Raw genomic sequence first — 22092 nt, forward strand, 5'->3', positions numbered from 1 at the left:
AAGAGAAAAAGGATGACGTTATGAGTCTGGAGAAAATGGGGCTGGCGGCCCGCGAGGCTGCCTATCAGCTGGCCACCGTCAGCACGGCGCAGAAGAACCGGGCGCTGGCCGCCATCGCCGACGAACTGGAGGCGCGCAGTCACCAGATCCTGGCGGCCAACGAGAAAGATATCGCCGCAGGGCGCGAGGCGGGGCTGACTGATGCCATGCTGGATCGCCTGCTGCTCAACCCGGCCCGGCTGGCCGGTATCGTCGCGGATGTGCGCAAGGTGATCACCCTGGACGATCCGGTCGGTGCCGAAATCGACAGCCGGGTACTGGAGAACGGCCTGCGCCTCTCCCGCCGCCGGGTGCCCATCGGCGTCATCGGCGTCATCTACGAGGCGCGCCCCAACGTCACCATCGACATCGCCAGCCTCTGCCTCAAGACCGGCAACGCCAGCATACTGCGCGGTGGCCGGGAGACCTTCCACTCCAACCTGGAGCTGGTGCGGGTGATCCAGCATGCACTGGCCGCCTCCGGCCTGCCCGAGGCGGCGGTGCAATACATCGACAACCCGGACAGGGCGCTGGTCGGCGAGCTGCTGCGCCTGGATCGCTACGTGGACATGATCATCCCCCGCGGCGGCGCAGGCCTGCACAAGATGTGCAAGGAGAACAGCTCCATTCCGGTCATCATCGGCGGCTTCGGCATCAGTCACATCTTCGTGGACGAGAGCGCCGATCTGGTGCGCTCCCTGGCGGTCATCGACAACGCCAAGGTGCAGCGCCCCTCCGCCTGCAACGCCCTCGATACCCTGCTGGTTCACGAGAAGGTGGCGGAGCACTTCCTGCCGCAGCTGGTGGCGCTCATGAACGAGCGCAAGGTGAGCCTGGTGGCCGCCCCCAATGCCATGACGCTGCTGGCCGGGGCCGACAACCTGTGCGAGGCGGGGCCGGAAGACTTCGATACCGAGTGGCTGGGGCTGACCCTGGGGGTCAAGCTGGTGGCCGACGTCAACGAGGCGCTCGCCCATATGCGCGAGCACAACGCGGGCCACTCCGACGCCATCCTGACCAACTCCCTCGTTAACGCCGAGCGCTTCGTCAACGGCGCCGGTTCGGCGGCCGTCTATGTCAACGCCTCCACCCGTTTCACCGACGGCGGCCAGTTTGGCCTCGGCGCCGAGGTGGCGGTCTCGACCCAGATGCTGCATGCGCGTGGCCCCATGGGGCTGACGGAGCTCACCAGCTACAAGTGGGTCGGCCAGGCGGATTACCTGAGCCGTGCCTGATCCGTTGTTTCGCCATGCCGTTCTGAATGCCGACCCTGGTCGGCATTTTTATGGTTTTTTATTGCGCGCAATCAGTGGCTTGCATATAACTATCCAGCGAGAGGTGGCGCCTTTCAGGGCGCCGGACTATCGGCTGAACGGGGAGTGACTTCAAGGATGAAGCGACACTATGTAAGCGGATGGCTGGGCCGTCTCTGGCTGAGCCTGCCCTTGCTGCTGGGGGCGCTCTGGTTCAGCAGCACCAGTCACGCCAGCTGGGATCAGGATCTCTATCGCCAGCTGGGTCTGGCGGGCAAGCTGGACAAGAAGGTGTTTCGCCAGGCCCTCGATGGTTATCAGAGCGTGCGTCACAAGCGAAAGCCCATCCTCACCATCATCGACTACAGCAAGCCCTCGACCATGCGCCGGCTGTTCGTCATCGACGTAAAGCGCCACAAGCTGCTCTATCACACCTGGGTCAGCCACGGGCGCAACTCGGGGGAGCTGGCGGCCCGCCAGTTTTCCAACCAGATGAACTCTCGGCAGAGCTCCCTCGGGGTCTATCGCACCGCCGAGACCTACCAGGGCAAGCACGGTTACTCCCTGCGTCTGGACGGCCTCAGCCCGGGCAAGAACAGCAATGCCCGCAAGCGGGCCATCGTGGTACACGGGGCGGACTATGCGAGCCCCAAACACCTGCGCAAGTTTGACAAGCTGGGCCGCAGCTGGGGTTGTCCCGCCCTGCCGCGGGAGCAGTCCAGGGCCATCATCGACACCATCAAGGGGGGGAGCGTCATCTACGCCCACGGCTGAGAAGCACTCCACGATCTTGCTGGCGGCCTCTCGTCACCACTCGTGAGCCGGTACTGAGCCAAACGCTCCGACCAGCAAAGAGCAAAAAGGCCAGCATATGCTGGCCTTCGCGTCTCGGGTGGGGGTTACTTGCGCACCACCAGCACCGGGCAGGGGGCGTGGCGTACCACGGACTCGGCCACGCTGCCCACCAGCAGATGGCTGATGCCGGAGCGGCCGTGGCTGCCCATGACCAGCAGGTCCACCTTGTCCTCCTTCGCCTGGATAACGATCTCGTCGGCGGCGCGACCGAAGCGCACCTCGAAGGTGGCCGGAATGGGCAGGCAGGCTACCAGCTCCTTGAGCTGGCTCTTGGCCTGGCGCTCCATCTCGTGGGTGATCTCGATGGCCGTCATGTGCAGGATCTTGTAGCTGTCGAAACCGTGCAGCTGATCGACCACGTGAACCAGCTTGAGCTCGGCCTGGTGGCTGGTGGCCATGAAGACGGCGTAGTCGAGCACGGCCTTGGACATCTCGGAAAAGTCGACGGGGCAGAGCAGGGATTTGATGGTTGGCATGAGAATCTCCCTTCAGGTTGGGCTGCTAATGAATCTTGTTTTCATCATACCGAACGAGGGGACAATAACCCTCGACCCGCTCGCAAAATGAGGAAAATCTCCGGTGGTACCGGCAATTTTCTATGCTATCTGTAAGCCTGAATGTGCCGTCTGGCGTTTGGCGCCCGCCACACCACCGAGGAAACACATGGTTCGTCTGCTCCTGTTGTGCTGTCTATTGTTCGTCTTGCCCGTCCGGGCCGATACCATACACGTCTATTGCGATGACTGGCCCGGCTTCTGTCAGCAGGATGGCGAGGGGGTCTATCTGGACGTGGTACGCGCCATCTATGAACCCCGGGGTTATGTCGTGGTATCCCATCTGGTGCCCTACAAGCGGGCGCTGGCGCTGGTCTCCCAGAAGGGAGGGGACATGGCGATGGGGGTCTATCGGGGCGAGGTGTCTGGGGTCCATCAACCGGATTACCCCGACTCGGCCGATCATGTGACCGTGCTGATGCAGAAGCGCTGGCTGCCGCACTGGACTGGGGTGCAAAGCCTGAAAGGGCAGGAAGTGCTCTGGCTGCGGGGCTGGGCCTTCGACAAGTTCATCCCGGTCACCATGAACTGGCACGAGATAGACAACCACGACATGGCGCTGCAACTGCTGATGAAGGGGCGCTACCGCTACTACCTGACCGACGACGCCCTCTATCCCAAGGGGGCCCTCCCTCCCGAGCTGGCGCAGGTCTTCCTGCACTGGATCCCGACTTACCCCATCTTTGCCGACACCGAGAAAGGCAGGCTGTTGAAAGCGCTCTGGGATCCCGCCATGCATGCCCTGCTGACGGGGGGGAAACTGGCGGAGATCTACCGGGAGAACCGGCTCTACGACTATTACCGGGACTTTATCCGGGAGCAGGAGGCGAGGGCGCGCAAGGCGCCGCCACCTGGGAGATGATCCCCCTTCACGGCTGGCCGGACAGGTTCACTCTCCTGGTCAGCCCTCGGTGTTCGGCTCCCGGCCCTGGGCTCTCAACCCCTTGGCCAGGCGATCGTAGAGGATGACGTTGACCGAGGCCGCCAGGTTCATGCACCCGCGAGTGGGCACATAGATCACCTCCTTCACCGCCGCGAAACGAGCGGGCTCCAGGGTGCCATCCTCCGGGCCGAAGATGTAGAAGGCCCGCGCCGGGTGCACATAGTCCGGCAGGGAGGTGGCCCCCTCGATGAGATCCACCAGCACCGGGGTACACCCCTCGGGCACGAAGTCCAGCAGCTCCTCGACCCCGAGCAGGGGGATCTTCTCCACCATCTGCTTGGTATCGGTGACAAACCGCCTCGCCAGCTCGAAGCGCTGCCCCGTGTAGTAGACCTCGTCCGCCCCGTAGCAGCCGGCGGCCCGCATCACGGCGCCCACGTTCTCAGGGGACTTGGGATTGACCAGCCCGATGGCGCAATAGTCGCGTCCCTCCCGATCATCGGTCCTGAGCTGCCGGGCTTCGCCCTTCTCTGACACTTTCATCTCGCTCTCCTCTGTGGCGGCGCATTATACCCCCGCCGCGCCCCTTGCCCAGCGCGTGGCGCTCTCTCCCGCCGGACGGGCCCAACAAGGGAGCAGTTGCACCGTCCCGGCGCAGGCCAGTGCCTCTGTGCCCCGTGGAGAGCGGCCCTGCATCCTGGCGCGGGGTTTGCAGTCACTTTCCCATACAAGACGATGAGGCTTATCCGGACAAAGGCGTCCGTCCCCGCAGGGGGGCGGACGCTTTTTTATGGGCCATGGCAATGAGGCAGCCCCGGAGGTTGTCGGTGACAAGGAGCAAGGGAATGAAGACCACCTGTGCCTATTGTGGAGTGGGGTGCGGCATCCGGCTGAACCGGGAGGGGGATGAGTGGCAACTGCAGGGGGATGAGCAGCACCCGGCCAATGGCGGCGCCCTGTGCGTCAAGGGGGCCAGCCTGCTGGAGAGCCTGGCGTTCCCGGATCGCCTGCTCTATCCGCGCTGGATGGGGCAGCGCATTGGCTGGGAAGAGGCCCTGGACACCCTGGCGGCGCGCCTGGCCACCATAGCGAAGGAGTCGGGGCCCGAAGCCATCGGCCTCTATCTGTCGGGCCAGCTCACCACGGAGGACTACTACGTCGCCAACAAGCTGATGAAGGGGTATCTCGGCAGTGCCAACGTGGACACCAACTCCCGGCTCTGCATGTCCTCGGCGGTGGTGGCCCATCAGCGCGCCTTCGGGGAGGATCTGGTGCCCGCCTGCTACGAGGATCTCGAGCTCGCCGATCTGGTGGTGCTGACCGGCGCCAACACCGCCTGGACACACCCCGTGCTGTTCCGTCGCCTGCAGCAGGCGCGGGCGCGCCGCCCCGGGCTCAGACTGGTGGTGCTGGATCCCCGTCGTACCATGACGGCGGAGCAGGGGGATCTCCACCTGGCGCTCAAGCCCGGCAGCGACGTGACGCTGTGGAACGGCCTGTGCCGCTACCTGCTCGATGTCGACGGCTGGGACAAGGATTATGTGGCGCAGCACGTGAGCGGCTTCGAGGCGCTGGCGGCGGCGCTGGACGACCCCGCCTGGCAGCTGGACGAGGTGGCTCGCAGCTGCGGCCTCTCCCGCAGCGATCTGCTCGGTTTCTACCAGCTGTTTGCCCGCACCCCCAAGACCGTCACCCTGTTCTGCCAGGGGATCAACCAGTCCAACCAGGGGGTGGACAAGGCCAACGCCATCCTCAACGCCCACCTGATGTGCGGCCGCATCGGCAAGCCGGGGGCGGCCCCCTTCTCCATGACGGGGCAGCCCAATGCCATGGGAGGGCGCGAGGTGGGGGGGCTCGCGACCCAGCTCGCGGCCCACATGGGCTTTGGCGAGGCCGAGTGCGACCGGGTGCAGCGTTTCTGGCAGAGCCCGACCATAGTGCGCGGACCGGGGCACAAGGCGGTCGAGCTGTTCGAGGCGGTGCACCGGGGGGAGATCCGCGCGCTCTGGGTGCTCGGCACCAATCCGGCGGTCTCCCTGCCCGACGGCAACCGGGTACGGGAGGCGCTGAGTCGCTGCGAGCTGCTGGTGGTCTCCGAGGTGACGGCCAACACCGACACGGCGCGTCTCGCCCACCTGCTGTTGCCCGCTGCCGCCTGGGGGGAGAAGAGCGGCACCGTCACCAACTCCGAGCGCACCATCAGCCGCCAGCGTGCCTTCCTGCCCCTGCCGGGGGAGGCCAGGCCAGACTGGTGGGCGCTGACCCGGCTCGCCCGCCGGCTCGGCTTTGGGGAGGGGTTCGCCTATGAGCACGAGCACGACATCTTCTGCGAGCACGCCGCCCTGTCGGGGTTCGAGAACGCGGGGGAGCGTCAGTTCGACATCTCGGGCCTGGCGGGCCTCACCCGTGCCGAATTCGAGGCCCTGGAGCCCCTGCGCTGGCCCGTCAACGCCCGCTGGCCCAAGGGGCGTGACCGCCTGTTCGAGGATGGTCGCTTCGCCACCCCGGATGGCCGGGCACGTCTGCTGCCTCTGGCCCAGCACTTCCCGCCGCAGCAGGGCGCCGGGCCGGGGGAGGACCTCCCCCTGCTCCTCAACAGCGGTCGTCTGCGGGATCAGTGGCACACCATGACCCGCACCGGCCATGTGCCCCGATTGCAGGAGGCCGAGCCCTGGCCCAGGGTGCGGATGGGGGCGGCCAGCCTGCTGGCGCTCGGTGTGCGGGAGGGGGATCTGGTGCGCCTTGGCAACGGGCTCGGGGAGGCCCTGCTGCTGGCGGGGCTGGACGAGGGGCTCAGGGAAGGGGAAGCCTTCCTGCCCATGCACTGGACCGACAGCCAGTGCAGTCAGGGGGCGGTCAACCGCCTCATCGCCCCCGTGGTGGATCCCCTCTCCGGCCAGCCCATGTTCAAGCAGGGGCGGGTGCAGGCCAGGGCGCAGCCTACCCGCTGGGAGGGGCTCTGGTGCGGCCGCCATGAGTGGCGCGAGCCGGTGGACTGGTGGGCCAGGCGCCCCCTGCCCGAGGGCAACTGCACCCTGCTGGCCTCCTGGTCAGAGAGCCCGGCGATCCTGTGGCAGCGGCTGGGAGAGCAGGGGCACTGGCTCAGGCTGCCCCTGAAAGAGGGTTGGCTGGCCGTGGCCCTGGCGGGGGATCGCATCGAGGGGATCCTGCTGATGGCGGCGCGGCGCCCGTCGATCAAGGTCGATCTGCTGGCGAGCCTGCTCGGTACGCCGCTGCAGGCGGGGGGGCTGAGTCAGACCCTGAGCCAGGCCCTGGCGGGGGAGAGCCGCCTGGTCTGCTCCTGCCTGCGGGTGTCGGAGGAGCGCATCGTCGATGCCATCACTAGGCAGGGGGTGAGCGAGCTGGCGGGGCTGCAGGCTCTGCTCGGCTGCGGCAGCAACTGTGGCACCTGCCTGCCTGAAATCGACAAGTTGTTGATCAAACATGTATTTCTGGCATCCGCTTAGCGCGTTGCCAGGACACAAGGAGCGTGAAATGAGCCAAATCAGTCTGGTGGGAGCGGGGCCCGGCCCCCTCGAGTTGTTGACCCTTCGAGCCCTGCAACGTCTGGAGGCGGCGGAGGTGGTGGTCTATGACCGTCTGGTGGGGAGCGAGATCCTGGCCCGTATTCCCCGGGGGGCGGCCCGCTTCGACGTGGGCAAGCGCTGCGGAGAGCCGAGCCCGACCCAGGAGGAGATCAACGCCCTGCTGCTGGCCCTGGCCCGTACCGGCAAGCGGGTGGTGCGCCTCAAGGGAGGGGACCCCCTGGTGTTTGGCCGGGGCGGCGAGGAGGCGCTGCACCTGGCCCGCCACGGCATCGAGGCCGAGCTGGTGCCCGGCATCACCGCGGCCCTGGGGTGTGCCGCCAGCACCCTCATCCCCCTGACCCACAGGGGGCTGGCCCGCTCCCTGACCCTGGTGACGGGCCACCAGATGGACGAGCGGGACTACCAGGGCTGGCAGGGGCTGACCCGGGCCGGCCACACCCTGGTCTTCTACATGGGGCTGGAGCGGGCGGCCCGGATCCGGCAGGGGCTGCTGGGGGCGGGGGCCTGCGGGGATCTGCCGGTGGCGCTGGTGGTTGCCGGCTGCAGTGCGCGCCAGCAGGTGCATCACACCCGGCTGGAGACGCTGGAAGAGGCGGCAAGTGCCCTGCTGGGCCAGAGCCCGGTGCTGATCATCATGGGGGAGGTGGTGCGGCTGCGCACCGAGTTGCAGGCCCTGCTGAACCAGGCGCTGGAACGGGTGGCCTGAGGGCCCTGTCCCCTCTACCCCCACTACCTCCAGATAGATAAAAAAGAGGTAGATTCAAAGAGTTGGCCTTCATGTTGCGGCACTTTTGCCAGATGAATCGCAATAGCCGTTGGCAAGGAGTGCCATGACTACTTTTTCCCCCCGGGGCCAGGATGGCCCCGCTTCCCGCCTGCTGATCCACGCCGACGAACCGGGTCAGGCCAACCGCCTGGCCCTGCTGGTCAGCCATTACGGCCATCAGCCCAGGATCCTCGACAGTCGCCAGTTGCTGACGCCGACGGATCAGGGGGACGCCCTCATCATCAGTTGCCGCCAATTCGGCGCCGAGGTGCGCCTCGGCCTCTCCCTTTGGCCCGGCCTGCCGCGCCTGCTGTTCTGCGAGCGGCTCGGGGGCGACACCCAGCTCGCCCTGTTGCAGCAGGGAGTGCTGCTGGTGCCCCACCCTTGCGGCGAGCGGGAGCCGGTGGAGCAGTGGCTGCGCCTCGCCCGCAGCCAGCTCGCCATGGTACAGGCCCTGCAGCAGACCGAGAGCGAGCTGCGCCAGAAGCTGGTGGAGCGGCGGCTCATCGAGCAGGCCAAGGGGCGCCTGATGCGCCACCAGGGGCTGGACGAGGAGCAGGCCTACCGCCTGATGCGCAGCACCGCCATGAACCGCCACCTGAGCCTGGGGGAGCTCGCGCAGCAACTGCTGCAGGCGCTGCCAGCCTGAACGTCCCGGTGCCCAACCGTTTTGGTGCAGTTGCGCCTAATTGAGGCAAATTCGGGGTGGCGAGGGTGGGATGGGAGGCGCGAAAGCCCGTCTGGCGGGCCCTGGCAGAGCTGGCACGGAAAGTGAATAACCGAATACACGATAGCAAGTGAAGAGACAGCGGGCAGGGAAGGGCCATATGGCCATTCCTCCGCAACAGGGCAAAGAAGCCCCACCGATCCCGGATCGGTGGGGCTTTTTTTTGGTCGCGACTCGCCTGTCGGGTCGCAGCGCTGCAACGAGGTGGCGCTGCAATCCCTGAGAGCGCGGCGCGACCGCCGGGAAGAGTGAACCGAGCGAGGGACTGGAATGAACGGACGACAAGGATGTGCGGGCTTGCTGCTGGTGGCGCTGTCGCTGCCGGCGCTGGCCGCGGTGGGTGCCCCCGAGCAGGAGGAGCTCAGGCTCGGCTTCATCAAGCTGACCGACATGGCGCCGCTGGCGGTGGCCTACGAGCGGGGCTATTTCGAGGACGAGGGGCTCTATGTCACCCTGGAGGCCCAGGCAAACTGGAAGATCCTGCTGGATCGGGTGATAGACGGCGAGCTGGATGGCGCCCAGATGCTGGCGGGCCAGCCCCTGGCCGCCCACATCGGCATCGGCACCCAGGCCGAGCTGGTGACGGCCTTTGCCATGGATCTCAACGGCAATGCCATCACGGTGGCCAACAGCGTCTGGGCCGCCATGGCGCCCCAGCTGCCCAGGCCACAGGCGGGTCAGGCGCCGGCCCCGGTGAGCGCCGCCGCCCTCAAGCCCGTGGTGGCGGACTACCGCCAGGCGGGCAAGCCCTTCAACATGGGGATGGTGTTCCCCGTCTCCCCCCACAACTACGAGCTCAGGTACTGGCTGGCGGCAGGCGGCCTGCACCCCGGTTTCTATGCGCCCAAGCTGGGCGACAACTCGGGCCAGCGCCAGGCCGACGTGCTGCTGTCGGTGACGCCGCCGCCCCAGATGCCCGCCACCCTGGAAGCGGGCACCATCGCCGGCTACAGCGTGGGGGAGCCCTGGAACCAGCAGGCGGTCGCCAAGGGCATAGGGGTGCCCGTCATCACGGATCACGAGATCTGGCGCAACAACCCGGAGAAGGTGTTCGGCGTCACCCGGGAGTGGGCCGAGCGCCACCCCAACACCCATGTCCGGCTGGTGAAGGCGCTGTTGCGGGCGGCCTGGTGGCTGGATGCCGAGCAGAACGGCAACCGGCGCGAGGCGGCCAAGCTGCTGGCCAAACCCGAGTACGTGGGGGCGGACGAGCAGGTGATCGCGAACTCCATGACGGGCACCTTCGAGTACGCCAGGGGGGACAAGCGCCAGGTGCCGGATTTCAACGTCTTCTTCCGCCATCACGCCACCTATCCCTACTACTCCGACGCCATCTGGTACCTGACCCAGATGCGGCGCTGGGGCCAGATCCCCGAGGCCAAGCCGGACGCCTGGTTCGAGCAGGTGGCCAAGGCGGTCTATCGACCGGACGTCTATCGCCAGGCGGCGGAGGCCCTCATCGCCGAGGGCAAGCTCAAGGCGCAGGACTTCCCCGACTTTGCCAGCGAGCAGGGCTATCGCGGCCCCCAGGATGGCTTCATCGACGGCCTCATCTATGACGGCCGCCACCCCAACGCCTATCTGCAGCAGTTCGCCATCGGCCTCAAGGGCGATGAGCGGGTGCAATGAGCAAGGAGCGCGCAATGACACGATACCAGTGGAGAATCATGGATTGGAAAACCCTGGTGCAGCCCCTGATGGGCGTGCTGCTCTTCCTCGGCCTCTGGCAGTGGGGGGCCAGCCAGGTGCAGACCAGTCTGGGCACCCTGCCCGGGCCGATCGCCACCGCCAGCCAGCTCTGGTCCCTCGGGCAGGAGCACCTGCAGGAGCGGAAGAAGGCGGCGGCCTTCCTCGAACGCCAGCAGGCGCGCAACGCCGCAAGGCTGGCGGAGGATCCGTCGGCCGAGGTGAAGCTGCGCCCCTACACCGGGCGCCCCACCTTCTTCGATCAGATTGGAACCAGCCTGCTCACCGTGCTGTGCGGCTTTGGCCTCGCGACCCTGATCGCCATCCCGTGCGGGGTGCTGCTTGGCATGAACCAGGGGCTCTATCGCGCCGCCAACCCGGTGATCCAGCTGCTCAAGCCGGTCTCCCCCCTGGCCTGGCTGCCCCTGATCACGCTAGTGGTGAGCGCGCTCTACGCCAGTCCCGCCCCCTGGCTCGCCAAGTCCTTCCTCACCTCGGCCCTGACGGTGACCCTCTGTTCCCTCTGGCCGACCCTGATCAACACGGCAGTCGGGGTGGCGGGGCTGGACCGGGACCTGCACAACGTCAGCCGGGTGCTGCAGCTGTCGTTTGCGACCCATGTGCGGCGCATCGTCTTGCCCGGGGCCCTGCCCATGATCTTCACCGGCCTGCGCCTGTCCCTGGGGGTGGCCTGGATGGTGCTGATCGCGGCGGAGATGCTGGCCCAGAACCCGGGGCTCGGCAAGTTCGTGTGGGACGAGTTCCAGAGCGGTGGCGCCTCGTCCCTGGCCCGCATCATGGTGGCGGTCATCACCATAGGCCTCATCGGCTGCGCCCTGGACAGGGGCATGCTCGCCCTGCAGCAGTGGCTGTCCTGGGACAAGCGCCAGGTATTGCGTTGACGACGCTGCGAGAAACCCCGGGCAGTACAGGCCCTGCAGCAGTGGGTCTGCTTCAGGACAAGCGCCAGGTACTGCGTTAACCACATTCCTATTCAGGCAGGAGAAGAGCCAATGAAGAGTTATCTGGAGATAAGCGACGTCGGCATCTCGTTCGAGACGGAGCAGGGGCGCTTCGAGGCCCTCAGCCGGGTCAACCTGCGCATCGAGAAGGGGGAGTTCGTCTCCCTCATCGGCCACTCGGGCTGTGGCAAGAGCACCGTGCTCAACCTGGTGGCCGGGCTGCTGGAGCCGACCCTCGGCGGCATCATCCTCGATGGCCGCGAGGTGGCGGGCCCGGGGCCGGAGCGGGCCATGGTGTTCCAGAACCACGCCCTGCTGCCCTGGCTCAGCGTCCAGCAGAACGTGGCGCTGGCGGTGGGCCAGGTGGAGCCAGACAAGCGGGCGGTGGCGGAGCGGGTGGACTACTACCTCTCCCTGGTGCAGATGGATCACGCCAGCCAGAAGATGCCCCACGAGCTGTCGGGGGGGATGAAGCAGCGGGTCGGCATCGCCCGGGCGCTGTCCCTCTCCCCCAAGGTGCTGCTGATGGACGAGCCGTTCGGCGCCCTCGATGCCCTGACCCGGGCCCATCTGCAGGATGCGCTGATGGCGATCCAGGCGGAGCTTGGCAACACCGTCATCATGATCACCCACGACGTGGACGAGGCGGTGCTGCTCTCCGATCGCATCGTCATGATGACCAATGGCCCCAGTGCCACCGTCGGGGAGATCCTGACCGTCGACCTGCCAAGGCCCAGAGACAGGGTCGCCCTGGCGGATGACCCCCACTACCACAAGCTGCGTCAGCAGGTGCTGCGCTTCCTCTACGAGAAGCAGCGCAAGGTGACCCCCCTCAAGGCAGCCGGGCAGGTGCGCAGCAAGCTGCGCGCCTGAGCCCCACCGGATTCAAGGAAGAGAGACATGACTGACAAAGAGCAACAGTGGGTGATCGGCGACGGCATGGACCTGCTCGATCGCCAGAACAGCGGTTCCGCCGACAAGGCCGACAATGCTGCAAAACAGCGGCTGCTGGTGGTAGGCAACGGCATGGTGGGTCATCACTTCGTCGAGCAGCTGGTGGCGGCCGGCGGCCTGGCGCGCTTCGAGGTGACGGTGTTTGGCGCCGAGCCGGACGCCGCCTACGACAGGGTGCATCTGTCCGAGGTGTTCGGCGGCAAGGCGCCCCAGGCCCTGCGCATGGCGGATCCCGCCTGGTATGAAGAGAACGGCATCGCCCTGCGGCTGGGGGCCGAGGTGGAGGTGCTCGACAGAGAAACCCGGACCCTGACCCTGTCCTGTGGCGAGCAGTATTCATACGACCGCCTGGTGCTGGCGACCGGCTCCGTGCCCTTCGTGCCCCCCATCCCCGGCCATCAGCGGGAGGGGTGCTTCGTCTACCGCACCCTGGGGGATCTCGCCGCCATCCGCGATGCCTGCGCCCAGGCGCGCAGCGGCGTGGTCATCGGCGGCGGTCTGCTGGGGCTGGAGGCGGCCAACGCCCTGCGCCTGCTCGGGCTCAAGACCCAGGTGGTGGAGTTCGCCCCCAGGCTGATGCCGGTGCAGCTCGACGAGAGCGGCGGCGCCGTGCTGAGGGACAAGATCCAGGCCCTCGGGGTCGAGGTGCTGGTGGAGAAGGCCACCGAGTGCATCGAGCAGGGGGAGCAGGCCCGCCATCGCCTGCGCTTCAAGGACGGTACTCACATTGAGACCGACGTACTGCTGTTCTCGGCGGGGATCCGCCCCGCCGACACCCTGGCCCGGCAATCCGGGCTGGCGGTCGGGGAGCGCGGCGGCATCTGCATCGACGACGGCTGCCACAGCTCGGATCCCGCCATCCTCGCCATCGGCGAGTGCGCGCTCTGGCAGGGGCGCATCTTCGGCCTGGTGGCCCCCGGCTACCAGATGGCCCGGGCCGCCGTGGCCAGCCTGTGTGGCGGCGAGACCCGCTTTGGCGGGGCCGACATGTCCACCAAGCTCAAGCTGATGGGGGTGGACGTGGGCTCCATCGGCGATGCTCACGCCACCACCGCCGGCGCCCAGGAGTTGCTGGTGCTGGACAGGATCAAGGGCATCTACAAGAAGCTGGTGACCGACGGCGAGGGCAATCGCCTGCTCGGCGCCATCCTGGTGGGGGACGGGGCCGACTATGAGCGGCTGTTGCAGTACTACCAGAACGGGGTGGCGCTGCCCCAGCCGCCGCTCTCCCTGCTGGTGGGGGACGCAGGGGCCGCTCCCGCGCCCCTGGTGCTGCCGGACAGCGCCATCCTCTGCTCCTGTCACAACGTCAGCAAGGGGGACGTGGTGGCCGCCGTTCGGGCGGGCAATCACGAGCTGGCGGCGGTGAAGAGTTGCACCAGGGCCGGCACCGGCTGCGGCGGCTGCGGCAACCTGCTCAAGCAGGTGGTGGATCAGACCCTGGCAGACCTTGGTGTGGAGGCGGACAAGGGGTTGTGCGAACACTTCGCCTACAGCCGCCAGGAGCTCTATCACCTGGCCCGGGTGGGCGAGCTGAAGAGCTTCGAGGCCCTGCGGGACAAGCACGGCCAGGGGCTGGGGTGCGACATCTGCAAGCCGACGGTGGCCTCCATCCTGGCGTCGCTCTGGAACGAGCACGTGCTGGAGAAGCCCCACCGCGCGTTGCAAGACACCAACGACGCCTTCCTCGCAAACCTGCAAAAGGACGGCACCTACTCGGTGGTGCCGCGCATTCCCGGGGGGGAGATCACCCCGGACGGCCTCATTACCATCGGCGAGGTGGCGCGCAAGTACGGCCTCTACACCAAGATCACCGGCGGCCAGCGCATCGACCTGTTCGGCGCCCGGGTCGATCAGCTGCCCGCCATCTGGGGCGAGCTGGTGGCGGCGGGCTTCGAGACCGGTCAGGCCTACGGCAAGTCGGTGCGCACCGTGAAGTCCTGTGTCGGTTCCACCTGGTGTCGTTACGGGGTGCAGGACTCCATGACCCTGACCCAGACCCTGGAGCACCGCTACAAGGGGCTGCGGGCTCCCCACAAGCTGAAGTTTGCGGTCTCCGGCTGTACCCGGGAGTGCGCCGAGGCCCAGAGCAAGGACATCGGCGTCATCGCCACCGAGCGGGGCTGGAACCTCTATGTGTGCGGCAACGGCGGCATGCGGCCGCGCCACGCCGATCTGTTCGCCACCGACCTCGACGAGCAGACCCTGATCCGCTACATCGACCGGCTGCTGATGTTCTACGTGCGCACCGGGGACAGGTTGCAGCGCACCTCGGTCTGGATGGAGAACATGGAGGGGGGACTCGACTACCTCAGGTCGGTGATCATCGAGGACAGGCTCGGCATCGGTGCCGAGCTGGAGGCCATGATGGAGGGAATAGTCGGCACCTGGCAGTGCGAGTGGAAGAGCACATTGGCGGATCCGGACAAGCTCAAGCTGTTCGAGGCCTTCGTCAACCGGCCCGAGGACGAGACACCGCCGCGCCGTGAGGAGCGGGGGCAATGGGTGCCGGATATCGCTATCAAGGAGGTGGTATGAGGGACATAAAAGAAGCGACCTTGCAGTCAGCGACCGGGGCCTGGCATCGGGTATGCGAACTGGCGGCGTTGCCGGAGCAGGCCGGGCGCAGCGCCTGGCTGGAGGGGCGGGTGCTGGCGCTGTTTCGTCTCGGGGAGCATGTCTACGCCCTGGACGGGGTGGATCCCCTGGCCGGCGTCGCCGTGCTGGGGCGCGGCCTGGTTGGGGATGCAGGCGGGGAGCCCGTGGTCGCCTCGCCCCTCTACAAGCAGCGCTACGCCCTGATGGACGGTCGCTGCCTGGACGATCCGGCCCTGAGCGTCGCCTGCTGGCCGGTACGGCTGGATGAGGGCGCTGTCTGGGTTCGACTGGACTGAGAACACCAGGCATATGGCATTGAGGATCACCGGGCTTGCCCGGTGATTTTTTTTGTGGCTGACCCGACATTTCTTGCACGCAGTCGTGGCGGGAAAACGTTTCCCGACAATAATGGACAAACGTTTGTAACTGGATGTTTGTCTATGACGGAACGTGAGCAAGAGATCCTCGCCCTGCTGCGCCAGGACCCCATGATTGCCCAGCAGGAGCTGGCGGACAGGCTCGGCATCAGCCGCTCGGCGCTGGCGAGCCACATCTCCAGCCTGATGCGCCAGGGCTATGTGCAGGGGCGCGGCTATGTGCTGCGGGAAGGGCCCTACGCCGTGGTGATCGGCGGTGCCAACATGGATATCTGCGGCTGCAGCCACGACAACCTGCGCATCGGGGATTCCAACCCGGGCCGGGTGCGTACCTCCGCCGGCGGGGTGGGGCGCAACATCGCCGAGAACCTGGCGCGCCTCGGTACCGACACCCGGCTGCTGACCGCGGTGGGCAACGATCAGTACGGCCACCACCTGCTGGAGGTGAGCCAGCGCGCCGGGGTCGACGTGCGCCAGGTGCTGGTGCTGGACGGCCAGGCCACCTCCTGCTACCTCAGTCTGCACGATGGCAGCGGCGAGATGAGCTGCGCCGTCAACGACATGGGGATCATCGATCAGCTCACCCCGGCCCGGCTCACTCCCCTGAGCGGTTTTCTCGGTGCGGCCCGGCTCTGGGTGCTCGACACCAACCTCGCGACCCACACCCTGGACTGGCTGTTCGAGCGCCAGGGGGAGCACATCATCTTCGTCGACACCGTCTCGGTGGCCAAGGTGGAGAAGATCCGCCCCTGGCTGCACCGCATCCACACCCTCAAGCCGAACCGCAGCGAGGCGGAGCAGCTGTGCGGCTTGCGCATCGCCGGCCCAGACACCTGGTCCATGGCGGCGGCCTGGTTCCACCGCGCCGGGGTGCAGCGGCTGTTCCTGAGCCTGGGGGATCAGGGGATCTTCTACAGCGACGGGGCCTGCCAGGGCCATCTGCCCGTGCTCGGCAGCCCGGTCGTCAACGTGACCGGTGGTGGCGATGCCTTCATGGCAGGGCTGGCCCACGCCTGGTTGCAGGAGCAGGGCATCGTCGAAACGACCCGTTTCGCCCTCGGCTGCGCCGCCCTCACCGTCAATTGTTCCGATACCGTCTTTTCCGGCCTCTCCAAGGCCGCCGTTGAACGCATGCTGGAGGAGTACCCATGTTGAACGCTTACCTCGATATCCAACCCGAAATCGCTGCCGCCCTGGCCGCCGGCAAGCCTGTGGTGGCCCTGGAATCCACCATCATCTCCCACGGCATGCCCTATCCGCAGAACGTGGAGACGGCGCGCCAGGTGGAGCAGGTGGTGCGCGACAATGGCGCCGTGCCGGCCACCATCGCCATCATCGACGGCCGCCTCAAGGTGGGTCTGGATGCGGGGGCCCTGGAGGCGCTGGGCAAGGCCGGCCACGCCGCCATCAAGTGCAGCCGCCGTGACATCCCCTTCGTGCTTGCGAACAAGGGGATGGGTGCTACCACGGTGGCCTCCACCATGATAGTGGCCGCCATGGCCGGGATCCGAGTGTTTGCCACCGGCGGCATCGGCGGCGTGCACCGCGGCGCCCAGGAGAGCTTCGACATCTCCGCCGACTTGCAGGAATTTGCCCAGACCCCGGTGGCCGTGGTCTGCGCCGGCGCCAAGTCCATCCTCGACATCGGTCTGACCCTGGAGTACCTGGAGACCCAGGGGGTGCCGGTCATCGGCTACCAGACCGAGGAGCTGCCCGCCTTCTACACCCGGGAGAGCGGCTTCAAGGTGGATTACCGCCTCGACACCCCGGCGGCGATCGCGCAGGCGCTGCGCCTGAAGTGGGAGCTGGGGCTGGCGGGCGGTGCCGTGGTGGCCAATCCCATCCCGGCCCAGTTTGCGATGCCGAAGGCGGACATAGACGCGGCCATCGAGCAGGCGCTGCGGGAGGCGGACGAGCAGGGGGTCAAGGGCAAGGCCTCCACCCCCTTCCTGCTGGCTCGCGTCTGCGAGCTGACCGGCGGCAACTCCCTGGCTTCCAACATCCAGCTGGTACTGAACAACGCCGCCCTGGGGGCAAAGATTGCCGCCAGCCTGTAACCACTTGCTGCAATTAAAAAAGAGGGCCCGTTGGCCCTCTTTTTATTGCGCAAATCGGTGACATACCACCTTATTGCAGCACCAGTCGCCCGTTGAGGGGCTGGACGGGTCTGTTGTTGGGGTGGTGCATCACCGCCTTGAAGGCGTCGATCTGGGCCTGACTCACCTGCACCGGATCCTTCATCACCAGCCAGCGCACCCCTTCCGAGCAAGGCGGGGTGGTCAGCGAGCCGCTGAAGCGGTAGTAGTCCCGTTTGGCGGGCAGCAACTGCTCCGCCGAGACCGGCTCCTTGAGCTCGTGGTGCTCGCCCGCCTTGGCCGGCAAGGATTGCCAGGCTTGGCCGAGGGCCGTGTTCGCACCGCCCGGCTCGAACATCACCGCCACCACCGCCAGCTCACCCTTGTCATTGGCGTGCACCAGGTGCCCCTCCAGGGGGTAGGATTTGCCCTCGATGAGGTTTTCGCTGGGGGCGTGGAAGTGGAACTGCTTGAGGGTGAAGCGCATGCCATCGAGCTCCAGGGTGCTGCCGGGGGCATAGTCGACCTGCACCGTGTGGCCATTGTTGGTGACGCTGCGCCCGCCTGCCTGGTAGTGGAACTGCAGCGGGGCCAGTTCGGCCTCCACCAGGCCCGTCAGGTTGACCGGCGACTGGTTGCTGCCCGCACACTGGCCATATTCCGGGGTGAGGCTGGCCCATTTTGCCGGACCGGCCTCGCCACCGTATTCCCAGTGCGGGGTGGCGGCGAAGGCGGTGGGGCACAGCAGCAGGGCGGCGAACAGGGACTTTCTCATCATGCATCCTTATCTTGATTGAAAAGCACGGCCATCCGTTCCCGCAATAAACACGGAAATCGCAGATGGCATCATCTGAAATGCGGGATACAGAATGTCAGACCGGATTTTTATTATTGGCTGGGGATTGTCGACGATATTTATGATGCATTTAACATGAATCTAAATAATGTTCGGCACCCCATGCATATTGAATAATTGCCGTGTTTATTGAAAGCAATCTAATTAATGGCGTGTCGTTGCAGATGAATTCCCTCATGTTACATCCATCAAGGTTCATCTTTTTCTACCGCTCAGGCTCCCGCCACCAGGCCTCCTGCGATATATCAATACCTTGTTTCCAATATGGTTTTTGTTTTCCCATCCAGCCATTGAACAAATAACAGGCAGCTATGCGCGGGCAGGCCGGGGCTGCTGCCATGCCCGGCCACAAGGGAGAGAAAACCCGAATCGAGAGTGTCGGGGGTCGGTGGCTGGACGGGACGGGCAAACGCGCCTGAGCCGGTGATGGCGTTCAGGTGATGACCAGGTGGGACTGACCCCCTTATGACAGCAGGGGACTGGGCCCCTGTTGTCAGTCGTTCAACTCGTTACCTATCTTCTTGACGGTATCCCGGGTGCCGTGACCTATCTCGCGGGTCACGTCACGGGTGGTGTGGCCAATCTCCCGGGTCACGTCCCGGGTGGTGTGCCCCACCGTCCTGCCCGCCTCCTTGATGTCGGCGCAACCGCCGAGCAGGCTGCCCAGGATCAGGCCGAGTGCCAACAGTGCCGTGCCGTTACGCGCCATGGCGTGCTCCTTCTCGTGTCATCGTTGCAGTCTGTGTGATGACGGCCATTATGGCTGGGTGTGCAAGGGGCGGGCAACCAGCAGGGTGTGGCCCGGGCCCGGGATCTCGTGCTCGGCCTCCACGTGGAAATGGGCCTCGCGCAGGCACTGGTACAGCTCCTTGGAGTGATAGAAGCGGCTGTTGCCATTGGCCAGACAGGTGAAGTAGAGGGAGGTGGCGTTGAGACTGAAACTGGCGGCTTCGAAGGATTGGCGGTCCCAGAACAGCTCCAGGATGCAGACCCGGGCGTCCGGTTTCATGGCCAGCCGGATCCGGTTCAGGATGGCGACGATCTGTTCGTGGCTGAAACAGTCGAGGAACTGGCTCATCCACCAGATGTCTGCCTCACCGGGCAGGGAACCCGGTTGCAGCAGATCCACCGGATGGCCCTGCACCCGATCCGCCAACCCCGCCTCTTCGATGTTGCGGCGGGCGAGCGCCAGCTGCTCGGGCAAATCGAGGATGGTGACTTGCAGCGCAGGATCACGACTGGCGCAGGCCAGCGCCCACTTGCCGGTGTTGCCACCGAGATCGTAGAGGTGGCGCGGCTCGTACTCGAACACCTTGTCCAACGCCTGCTGGAATGCCCAGTCGGAGTAGAAGTGATCGAAGGCAAACCAGCTGCGGCGGGCCTCTTCCGGCAGCTCGCTCAGATGCGGGTAGAGGGTCTGCCAGGAGCCGAATACCTGCAGGCCGGCCGGGGTGCCCTGACGAATGGCGTCGAGCAGGTGGGCGAGGGGCTGGTAGCAGAGGTGCTGGGTGAAGTCGAAGTTGACCCGGCTCATGGGGTCGTTCAGCAGGTACTTGCCAACCCGCCCCAGCACATAGCGCTCCTCGGCCAGGTAGCAGAGGCCGCCGCCGAGCCCCATGTCCAGCAGCACGCCGGCGCCGTATTCGCTCAGCTCGCAGGCCCGGGCGATGTCCGCCAGCGGTGCGCCCTGCTGACCACGACTCTCGAGAAAGGCGAGCACCCCGGTCTCGCGAAGACACCAGCTGGCTTGAAACAGCATGGGGCCGAAGGCGATTTTCTGGGCCTCGCTGATGGCCTCCAGCGCATTGTAGGGGTCTGTCTGATAATGCTTCACGGGGTGGCTCCTGCCGGATCAATGGCTCTGGGTGCGGGCGAGTTCGGTCTGGATGGCCTGATTAAGGCCCAGGACCCAACGGTTATAACTGCGATGTATGCTGCCCTTGCCCTCGTCGTCCAGATTGACACTGCTCACATAATTGATGGAATAATCGCGAGCGCTGTAGGGAATATCGATCACGGCCTGATGTTGGCGCACATTGACCTGACCACGAATAAGTCCGGGTTTTTCTTTCTTCATCACCCAGCTCTTGCTGATGCCTGCCGTAATAATGGCATTGGCTACCTGCTCATCGGTCAAATTAAAAGCAACCGGGTTGGCAGCCATATTGCGAATGGGCTGACTGGTAGAACAGGCGGCCAACAGGGCACAGGTCAGCACCACGCATATTTTATTAACGAGTTTCATAATATATTCCTTGGAGAGTATATTCACCACTGGCGGATGGCAATAAGACAACACAAATCGTTATTTTTCAATCACCATGGCGGGGAATAATCTGTGCCAGCTATTATTTTTGATAAATAATGGTATTATCCGCCCAGAATTAACGTGATGACTCCATTTCATGCCGTGGAGCAGGCTGCGCCCGCCGGGGGCGCGCCTGTTATTCCCAGGGCATTTACACCAAGGTCAAGGACAGGTTGCCTGAAACATGCTCTCTTTTTCACTGCAGGACAGTCAGGCCCTGTCACCCGGTCTCGTCGATGAGGCCGCCTGGCAGGCGTGGGCACAACAGGGCCGCTGGCCCGTCGAGCCGCCGTTTCCCGCCACCCCCCTGCTGCCCATGATGATGGCGCGCCGCCTGAGCCAGGGTTCCCGGCTGGCGGTGCAGGTGGGATTGAGCCTGCTGGCCAGCCACCCCGTCGATTACGCCATCTTCGCCAGCCGCCACGGCGAACTGACCCGCTCCATGACGCTCTTGCAGGCGCTGGCGGACCGTCAGGCGCTGTCGCCTACCGATTTTTCCATGTCGGTGCACAACACCGCCGCCGGGCTCTGCTCCATCCAGGGCAAGGCCGCCATCCCCATGACGTCCCTGGCGGCAGGGGAGAGCAGCCTGATGGCAGGCCTGACCGAGGCGGTGGCGGCCCTGCAGGCCGGCGCCCGCAAGGTGCTGCTGGTGGCCTTCGAGGGGCCTGTGCCCGGGTTTCATCGCCCCTGGCTGGGGTCGGAGGCGCCGCCCCACGCCCTGGGGCTGGTGCTCGAAGCTGGCGACCAGTGGCGCTGCGAGGGGGTACGACCCGCGGTCGACGCCGCCCGCCCGCTTCCCCAGAGCCTCGCCTTCTGGCGCGCCCTGCTGCGGGACGAGCGGACCCTGACCCTGGGTGATGACCGTCAGGAGTGGACATGGCAAGCTTGCTGAACCGGGGATGGCGGCTGATCGGCACGGCCCTTGGCTTCACCCTGTTCGGGGTGGGGGGGCTGCTGCTCTCCCTGTTCTGGTTCCCCTTGCTGGCGCTCTGCCTGCGCGGGGAGCGGCGCCGTACCCTGGCCCAGCTCACCATTCGCCACAGCTTCCGGCTGTTTCTGGCCATGCTGCGGGGCTGGGGGGTGCTGGATTACCGGGTGAGCGGCATGCCCGCCGACCTGCAAGGCGCCCTGGTGGTGGCCAACCATCCCAGCCTGCTCGACTATGTCATCCTGGCGGCCGAGATGCCGGTGTGCGACTGCATCGTCAAGCAATCCCTCTGGCGCAACCCCTTCATCGGCGGCGTGGTGCGGGCGGCCGACTACCTGCCCAACGTGGCGGGGGAGGATCTGCTAACCCTGTGCACGGCGCGGATCCGGGCCGGCGGCCTGCTGCTGATCTTCCCGGAGGGAACACGCACCACTCCGGGGGAGCCGATCAAGCTGCAGCGCGGCGCGGCCCAGCTGGCGGTGCGCGCCCAGGTGCCGGTGCAGCTGGTGCGGATCCACTGCAGCGCCCGTTTTCTCACCAAGCAGGACAAATGGTTCAAGATCCCGGAAAATAAGCCGACTTTCACCATAGAATTTCTGCAGCAAGTGGCGGCACAAGAGGTGGTCGCCACCGGCCAGAGCAGTGCACTGGCCGCCCGCCAGTTGACCCGGTTTCTCACCCGGGCCCTGCAACCGGGGCCCCAATGACAGCGTATGGAAC

At 66.0% G+C, this 22092-nt stretch carries 21 protein-coding genes; 15 read left to right on the forward strand and 6 right to left on the reverse strand.

Going from position 1 to position 22092, the window contains the following annotated elements:
- Positions 1–20: 20 nt before the first annotated feature.
- A complete protein-coding gene (locus J9885_RS09155) occupies positions 21–1274 on the forward strand; it encodes a glutamate-5-semialdehyde dehydrogenase (protein ID WP_210549043.1) in 1254 nt (417 codons plus the stop codon).
- A gap of 156 nt (positions 1275–1430) precedes the next feature.
- Positions 1431–2066, forward strand: a complete 636-nt coding sequence (locus J9885_RS09160; RefSeq protein WP_210549045.1) for a murein L,D-transpeptidase catalytic domain family protein — start codon at positions 1431–1433, stop codon at positions 2064–2066.
- Positions 2067–2191: 125 nt separating this feature from the next.
- Here J9885_RS09160 and J9885_RS09165 read toward each other — a convergent pair whose 3' ends face one another.
- The gene (locus tag J9885_RS09165) at positions 2192–2623 is read right to left on the reverse strand and encodes a universal stress protein (RefSeq protein ID WP_043762376.1); all 432 of its coding nucleotides are present in this window, start codon (positions 2621–2623) and stop codon (positions 2192–2194) included.
- 187 nt (positions 2624–2810) lie between these two features.
- Here J9885_RS09165 and J9885_RS09170 point away from each other — a divergent pair, with 187 nt between their 5' ends.
- Entirely contained in the window at positions 2811–3563 is a 753-nt protein-coding gene (locus tag J9885_RS09170) for a hypothetical protein (protein WP_043762375.1), read from the forward strand.
- A 39-nt stretch (positions 3564–3602) separates the two neighbouring features.
- Here the strand turns inward: J9885_RS09170 and J9885_RS09175 are convergent, their stop codons facing one another.
- Positions 3603–4127: an RNA methyltransferase gene (locus J9885_RS09175; protein WP_246876892.1), complete on the reverse strand. Its 525-nt coding sequence runs from the start codon at positions 4125–4127 to the stop codon at positions 3603–3605.
- Between the two features lie 302 nt (positions 4128–4429).
- Here J9885_RS09175 and J9885_RS09180 point away from each other — a divergent pair, with 302 nt between their 5' ends.
- From J9885_RS09180 to J9885_RS09225, 10 genes are all read left to right on the forward strand, one after another.
- The gene (locus tag J9885_RS09180; protein WP_210549047.1) at positions 4430–7051 is read left to right on the forward strand and encodes a nitrate reductase; all 2622 of its coding nucleotides are present in this window, start codon (positions 4430–4432) and stop codon (positions 7049–7051) included.
- 28 nt (positions 7052–7079) lie between these two features.
- The gene (gene cobA / locus J9885_RS09185) at positions 7080–7838 is read left to right on the forward strand and encodes a uroporphyrinogen-III C-methyltransferase (protein ID WP_210549049.1); all 759 of its coding nucleotides are present in this window, start codon (positions 7080–7082) and stop codon (positions 7836–7838) included.
- A 124-nt stretch (positions 7839–7962) separates the two neighbouring features.
- Complete coding sequence (locus J9885_RS09190; RefSeq protein ID WP_043762368.1) at positions 7963–8547, forward strand: ANTAR domain-containing protein; 585 nt, start codon at positions 7963–7965, stop codon at positions 8545–8547.
- A gap of 348 nt (positions 8548–8895) precedes the next feature.
- A complete protein-coding gene (locus J9885_RS09195; RefSeq protein WP_043762367.1) occupies positions 8896–10254 on the forward strand; it encodes a CmpA/NrtA family ABC transporter substrate-binding protein in 1359 nt (452 codons plus the stop codon).
- A 38-nt stretch (positions 10255–10292) separates the two neighbouring features.
- Positions 10293–11213 carry an ABC transporter permease gene (locus J9885_RS09200; RefSeq protein ID WP_246876893.1) on the forward strand — a complete coding sequence of 307 codons (921 nt, stop codon included), beginning with the start codon at positions 10293–10295 and terminating at the stop codon, positions 11211–11213.
- Positions 11214–11324: 111 nt separating this feature from the next.
- Positions 11325–12146: an ABC transporter ATP-binding protein gene (locus J9885_RS09205; protein ID WP_134696157.1), complete on the forward strand. Its 822-nt coding sequence runs from the start codon at positions 11325–11327 to the stop codon at positions 12144–12146.
- 27 nt (positions 12147–12173) lie between these two features.
- Positions 12174–14765, forward strand: coding sequence for a nitrite reductase large subunit NirB (gene nirB / locus J9885_RS09210; RefSeq protein WP_210549052.1), 2592 nt, complete (start codon positions 12174–12176; stop codon positions 14763–14765).
- Positions 14762–15121: a nitrite reductase small subunit NirD gene (gene nirD / locus J9885_RS09215; protein ID WP_043762362.1), complete on the forward strand. Its 360-nt coding sequence runs from the start codon at positions 14762–14764 to the stop codon at positions 15119–15121. The genes nirB and nirD overlap by 4 nt, the downstream gene beginning before the upstream one ends.
- 144 nt (positions 15122–15265) lie before the next feature.
- On the forward strand, positions 15266–16357 hold the full coding sequence (locus J9885_RS09220; RefSeq protein WP_134696154.1) for a PfkB family carbohydrate kinase: 1092 nt from the start codon (positions 15266–15268) through the stop codon (positions 16355–16357).
- Positions 16351–17259, forward strand: a complete 909-nt coding sequence (locus J9885_RS09225; RefSeq protein WP_043762359.1) for a pseudouridine-5'-phosphate glycosidase — start codon at positions 16351–16353, stop codon at positions 17257–17259. The genes J9885_RS09220 and J9885_RS09225 overlap by 7 nt, the downstream gene beginning before the upstream one ends.
- Positions 17260–17329: 70 nt before the next feature.
- On the opposite strand, the gene J9885_RS09230 is transcribed toward J9885_RS09225, so the two are convergent.
- From J9885_RS09230 to J9885_RS09245, 4 genes are all read right to left on the reverse strand, one after another.
- On the reverse strand, positions 17330–18052 hold the full coding sequence (locus J9885_RS09230; RefSeq protein WP_210549054.1) for a carbonic anhydrase: 723 nt from the start codon (positions 18050–18052) through the stop codon (positions 17330–17332).
- Positions 18053–18626: 574 nt separating this feature from the next.
- Entirely contained in the window at positions 18627–18842 is a 216-nt protein-coding gene (locus tag J9885_RS09235; RefSeq protein ID WP_043762355.1) for a hypothetical protein, read from the reverse strand.
- A 48-nt stretch (positions 18843–18890) separates the two neighbouring features.
- Complete coding sequence (locus J9885_RS09240) at positions 18891–19967, reverse strand: methyltransferase (RefSeq protein WP_210549056.1); 1077 nt, start codon at positions 19965–19967, stop codon at positions 18891–18893.
- A gap of 18 nt (positions 19968–19985) precedes the next feature.
- Positions 19986–20378 carry a hypothetical protein gene (locus J9885_RS09245; protein ID WP_210549058.1) on the reverse strand — a complete coding sequence of 131 codons (393 nt, stop codon included), beginning with the start codon at positions 20376–20378 and terminating at the stop codon, positions 19986–19988.
- 247 nt (positions 20379–20625) lie between these two features.
- Here J9885_RS09245 and J9885_RS09250 point away from each other — a divergent pair, with 247 nt between their 5' ends.
- The gene (locus tag J9885_RS09250) at positions 20626–21336 is read left to right on the forward strand and encodes a beta-ketoacyl synthase chain length factor (RefSeq protein WP_210549059.1); all 711 of its coding nucleotides are present in this window, start codon (positions 20626–20628) and stop codon (positions 21334–21336) included.
- Entirely contained in the window at positions 21321–22079 is a 759-nt protein-coding gene (locus tag J9885_RS09255; protein ID WP_043762350.1) for a lysophospholipid acyltransferase family protein, read from the forward strand. Before J9885_RS09250 ends, J9885_RS09255 begins: the two co-directional genes overlap by 16 nt.
- The last annotated feature ends 13 nt before the right edge of the window (positions 22080–22092 follow it).

This window comes from Aeromonas sp. SrichE-2G (assembly GCF_017939565.1).
GTDB lineage: Bacteria > Pseudomonadota > Gammaproteobacteria > Enterobacterales > Aeromonadaceae > Aeromonas > Aeromonas taiwanensis.